General features: G+C 67.2%; 3 protein-coding genes. All 3 read left to right on the top strand.

Annotated elements, in window-relative coordinates:
• Positions 1-1,351: ADP-ribosylglycohydrolase family protein (locus VGV07_RS26275; RefSeq protein WP_414650001.1), on the top strand; the 1,351-nt coding region annotated here is incomplete at its 5' end.
• Between the two features lie 239 nt (positions 1,352-1,590).
• On the top strand, positions 1,591-3,021 hold the full coding sequence (locus VGV07_RS26280) for a DUF1800 domain-containing protein (protein ID WP_326871693.1): 1,431 nt from the start codon (positions 1,591-1,593) through the stop codon (positions 3,019-3,021).
• A 2-nt stretch (positions 3,022-3,023) separates the two neighbouring features.
• Positions 3,024-4,244, top strand: coding sequence for a DUF1501 domain-containing protein (locus VGV07_RS26285; protein ID WP_414650002.1), 1,221 nt, complete (start codon positions 3,024-3,026; stop codon positions 4,242-4,244).
• Positions 4,245-4,794 lie beyond the last annotated feature (550 nt).

Below are 4,794 nucleotides of genomic sequence, written 5' to 3' on the forward strand. Positions count from 1 at the left end.
CACCCTGCCGATCGTCCGCACTGCCGAAGAGCAGACCTGGGACGCCAGCGCCATCATGAATGGCGGCGACATGCTGATGGCGATGTACTGGCAGAGCAACGTGCCCGGCTCCGCCGCGCCCGAATGCCTGATGGCCGGCGCCCTGCAGTCGATGGAGAGCAAGGGCTTTGTGCTTGCCCCCTACGAGGCGCTGCTGAAGCAGGGCCTCGAGGCCCTCGCCAGCAAGGACTATGAAACCCTCTACACCATCGACTATCGCCTGCGCGCCATCATGCGCGCCGCCGTGGCCGATCCCCACCACAAGAGCCAGCAGACCCTGCGCTATGCCGACTGGGCGGCCTTCGACGCCGATGTCAGCTGGCCGGCCGATACCGCCGTCGACGTGGCAAGCCCCGATTTCGTCGATCGCACCCGCGCCGCCTGGCTGGCGCAACTGGTCGGCGCCGCCGCCGGCACGGCGCTCGAGGGCTACACCGCCGAGAACATCGCCAAAGTGTTCGGGCCGATCCGCGACTATGTGCGCGAGCCCAACACCTATAATGACGACATCACCTTCGAGATCGCCTTCCTCGAGGCCTTCGCCGACAAGGGCCACGCCGTCACCGGCGCCGATATCGCCGAGCGCTGGACCGCGCTGATCCCGATGGGCTGGTCGGCCGAGGCGGTAGCGCTGGCGAGCATCCGCCGTGGCCTGTTGCCGCCGCTCACCGGCACTTTGGATAACCCCTTCGACGAATGGATCGGCGGCCAGATGCGCGGCACCATCTGCGGCATGGTTGCCCCCGGCCAGCCCCACGAAGCCGCCCGCCTCGCCTGGATCGACGCCGAGATCTCCGCCGCCGGCAACGGCATCCTCGGCGAAGTGTTCAACGCCGTGCTCGCCGCCCGCGCCTACACCGAAACCGACAGCAAGGCGCTGCTGGTTTCGACCATCGAGCTGTTCTCGACCCGCACCGAATACGGCGCCGTCCTCGCCTTCGCGCTCGACGCCTGCCGCAGCTCGCCCGATTGGCAGACTGCCTGGGCCAAGTGCGATGCCGAGTACATCGAGTACAACTGGATCCACGTCTACCCCAATGCCGCGGCGCAGGTGGTGGCGCTGTGGTTCGGCAGTGGCGATTTCGACCTGACGCTGGAGATCATCTGCGGCATCGGCCACGACGTCGATTGCAACGCCGCCCAGATGCTCTGCGTCCTCGGCATCCAGCACGGCAGCACCATCATCGCCGACCGCTGGTCCGCCCCGCTGCTGGTCGACGACATCGTGACCTATATGCGGCGCCCGGCGAAGATCGCATTCGATGATCTGGTCGGGCAGACGGTCGAGGCCGTGCGGAAGGCGCGGGGCTAAGCCAGGGCCGCCGCGCCCCGCGACTGGGGGTATCTGGAACCGATCAACGTACCAGCGCGGGAGCGGCCCGCGCTGGCCTGATCGGCCGGCTCGCTCGCGTCCGGCAGCAACACCCCCGCACCACAGGTTGCGGTTTTGTAATGTGGCGTCACGCACAGGCCGTAATCCGGTCGCATCTCCCCCGCATTTGAAGGCAAGGCTCTCCTCAGCGTCAGACATCGTTGATTGGAGCCGCCCTCATGGCGATTGACGCTCATATCGGCTTTTCGCGTTTCGGGCTGGGATTGCGCCCCGGCGACGACGCGGCCGAGCCTCGCCAGCAGATGCTCGACGAAATCGCCAACCCGGAAGTGGCGTTGCTTGCCGGCAAGCGGCTGCTCGACAGCCCTGCCGCTCTTGCCGCCTATCGCGAGTTCCGTCAGGCGCGAAAGGCGGGCAAGGCAAGTATGCCGGACGATACCGCTTCCGATGCCATGGCTCCCGATGCCATGGCCGAGACTGGTGATCTGGCCGAGCCGCAGCTCAACCGGCAGCGCAAGAAGAAGCGGGTTACTGGCGCTGCCGGTGAAGAGATCGAGAACTACAACCTGCGCACCGAGTTGCCCGTTCGGCTGGCGCGCCTCGGCGAGGCGAAACCGGGTTTTGCCGAGCGGTTGGTCATGTTCTGGACCAACCATTTTTCCATCGAAGCAGATAATGGCGGCACGCTCCGCGCCCTTGCCGGGCCGTTCGAGCGCGAGGCCATCCGTCCGCACATCCTCGGCTCGTTCGAGGATCTGCTGTTTGCCGCCACCCGCCATCCGGCGATGCTGACCTACCTCAACAACGCCACCTCCGTCGGCCCCGACAGCCAGGCCGGTCGGCGGCGCGAGGCCGGGCTCAACGAGAACCATGCGCGCGAACTGATGGAGTTGCATACGCTCGGCGTCGATGGCGGCTACAATCAAGCCGATGTCACCAGCCTCGCGCGCATTCTCACCGGCTGGAGTGTCGGACGGCCGGGGAGCGAGAATCTCGGCAGGTTCATGTTCCGCGCCCAGGCGCATCAGCCAGGCGCCGCGGCGTTGCTCGGCCAGGATTTCGACGAGAAGGGCGTGAAGCAGGGTGAGGCAGCGCTGCGGTTGCTCGCTCGGCACCCCGCAACCGCGCGGCACCTTGCGACCAAGCTCGCGCGGGCCTTTGTCGCCGACGTGCCACCCGAAGCACTGGTGGCCCGGCTGTCGCAGACCTTCACCGACACCGGCGGCGATCTGCACGCGCTGTCGCAGGCCCTGCTCGAGGCCGAGGAGAGTTGGTCCACGCCGGCGCAGAAGCTGCGCAGCCCGCAGGAATATCTTTGGGCCGGGTATCGGGCACTGAACCTCCGGCCGAAACCCGGCGAGGTGACGAAGGCGCTGCAGAGCCTTGGCCAACCGCTGATGAACCCGCCTGCCCCGGCCGGTTTCTCCGATCTGTCGTCCACCTGGCTCGCGCCCGACGCGATGACCACGCGGCTCGACGTAGCGCAGCAGATGGCGCTGGCGGCCGGCGACGTCGACCCGCGAGAGATCGCCGAGGCCGTGCTTGGGCCATTGCTGAGCTCGACATCGAAACAGACCATCGAACGGGCCGAAAGCCCGGCGCAGGGCGTCGCGCTGCTGCTGATGAGCCCCGAGTTCCAGCGGAGATGACCATGAAGACCCCTCCCAGCATTGCCGATGCACTCCTCTGCCCGTCGCGCCGTGTGTTTCTTGCCGGCGCCGGGGCGTTCGTCGCCTGGGCCAATCTGCCGAGGCCCGCCTACGCGGCGCCGGGACGCGAGCCGCGTTTCATCGCCGTGATCCTGCGCGGGGCGATGGATGGCCTCGCGGTCGTTCCGCCCATCGGCGACAAGGACTATGCCGGCTTGCGCGGCGATCTCGCTATCGGCGCCGTGGGACAGGAACCGGCGCTGCCGCTCGATGGTTTCTTCGGGCTCAATAGCGCCATGCCTGGCTTCCACGCCCTCTATCAGAAGGGCGAAGCGCTGATCGTGCATGCCAGCGCCACCCCCTATCGCGACCGCTCGCATTTCGATGGCCAGGATGTGCTCGAGAGCGGGCTCGGCGGGCCGGGCCTCGCGCCCTCCGGCTGGCTCAACCGCGCCGCCGCGTCGATCCCGGCGGGCGAAGGGGTACGGCCAGTGTCCGGGCTTGCCGCGAGCCCGACAATTCCGCTGATCCTGCGCGGTGACGCGCCGACGCTGAGCTGGACCCCGCCGCGGCTCGAGACGGCCTCGGCCGATACCTTGAAGCGGCTGCTTGATCTCTACACCCATGAGGCCCCCGAGATGGCCCGCGTCCTTGGCGAGGGAGTTGATCTCGATGCCCTGGCCGCCGGCATCGATGTAAACGCTGGCGGCGGGCTCGCCGCTTCGTTCAAGTCTCTGGCGCAAGGCTCGGCCCGGCTGCTGGCGGAGGACGGCGGGCCTCGCCTCGCGGCGCTGAGCTATGACGGCTGGGATACCCACACCGCCGAAGATGGCCGGCTCGACAACGTCCTCGGCGCCCTCGATGGCGCCCTCCAGTCACTCGCTACCGAACTCGCACCGGTCTGGCAGGATACGGTCATTGCCGTGATGACCGAGTTCGGCCGCACCGCCCGCGCCAACGGCAACGAGGGCACCGATCACGGCACCGCCACCGTGGCGTTCCTGCTGGGCGGCGCCGTCAAGGGCGGCCGCGTCATCGCCGACTGGCCGGGATTGGCCGAAACCGACCTCTACGAGGATCGCGACCTCAAGCCCACCACCGACCTTCGCGCGGTGCTGAAAGGCGTCCTTCGCGACCACCTCGGCATCGCCGGCAGCGATCTTTCGACCAAGGTATTTCCGGATTCGATCGGCGTGATGCCAATGGATGGGCTGGTCGCCTGACGGCCTGCCACTTACTGCTGCTGAGCAGTTGGGGAAGTAGCCCCAACAACCCCGAAGCATGCAGTCGGGGACCCTCTCCCGTTTACGGGGGAGGGGGGACCACGCGCAAGCGTGGTGGGAGGGGGGGAGCCCCACGAGCCGGCTTGTCCAGATAGATCGATGACAGTTCAGTCCAGATAGATCGCTGACAGTTTGCGCGGCTAGATCGCTGATAGCGCCGCTGCCTGCCCGTGCCCACCAGTCGCGGCAGTGCGCGTGGCTCCCCCTCCACCAGCCTTCGGCTGGTCCTCCCGCGATGAGGCCTTGGCCTCATCCGCATCCCCGCAAGCGGGAGAGGGTGTCCTGACTGCGGGTTCGGCGTGTGGATTGAGCTTGTGCCGTTGCAGCTCGAGCCCGTCGGTTTTACGCCCTTGGACAAAACAAAACCCCGCCGGCATTTCTGCAGGCGGGGTTTTGTGTTGTTTTTCTAGTCGTATGAGACACGCATGTTCTTGGCAGACCTGGCAGCGACCTACTCTCCCAAGCCTTGAGACTTAGTACCATCGGCGCA

Source organism: Devosia sp., assembly GCF_035944845.1.
Taxonomy (GTDB): Bacteria; Pseudomonadota; Alphaproteobacteria; order Rhizobiales; family Devosiaceae; genus Devosia_A.

Bases quoted from the DNA above. Each gene is read 5' to 3' on its own strand.
- VGV07_RS26285 (WP_414650002.1), top strand. From the start codon at position 3,024: ATGAAGACCCCTCCCAGCATTGCCGATGCACTCCTCTGCCCGTCGCGC.
- VGV07_RS26280 (WP_326871693.1), top strand. From the start codon at position 1,591: ATGGCGATTGACGCTCATATCGGCTTTTCGCGTTTCGGGCTGGGATTG.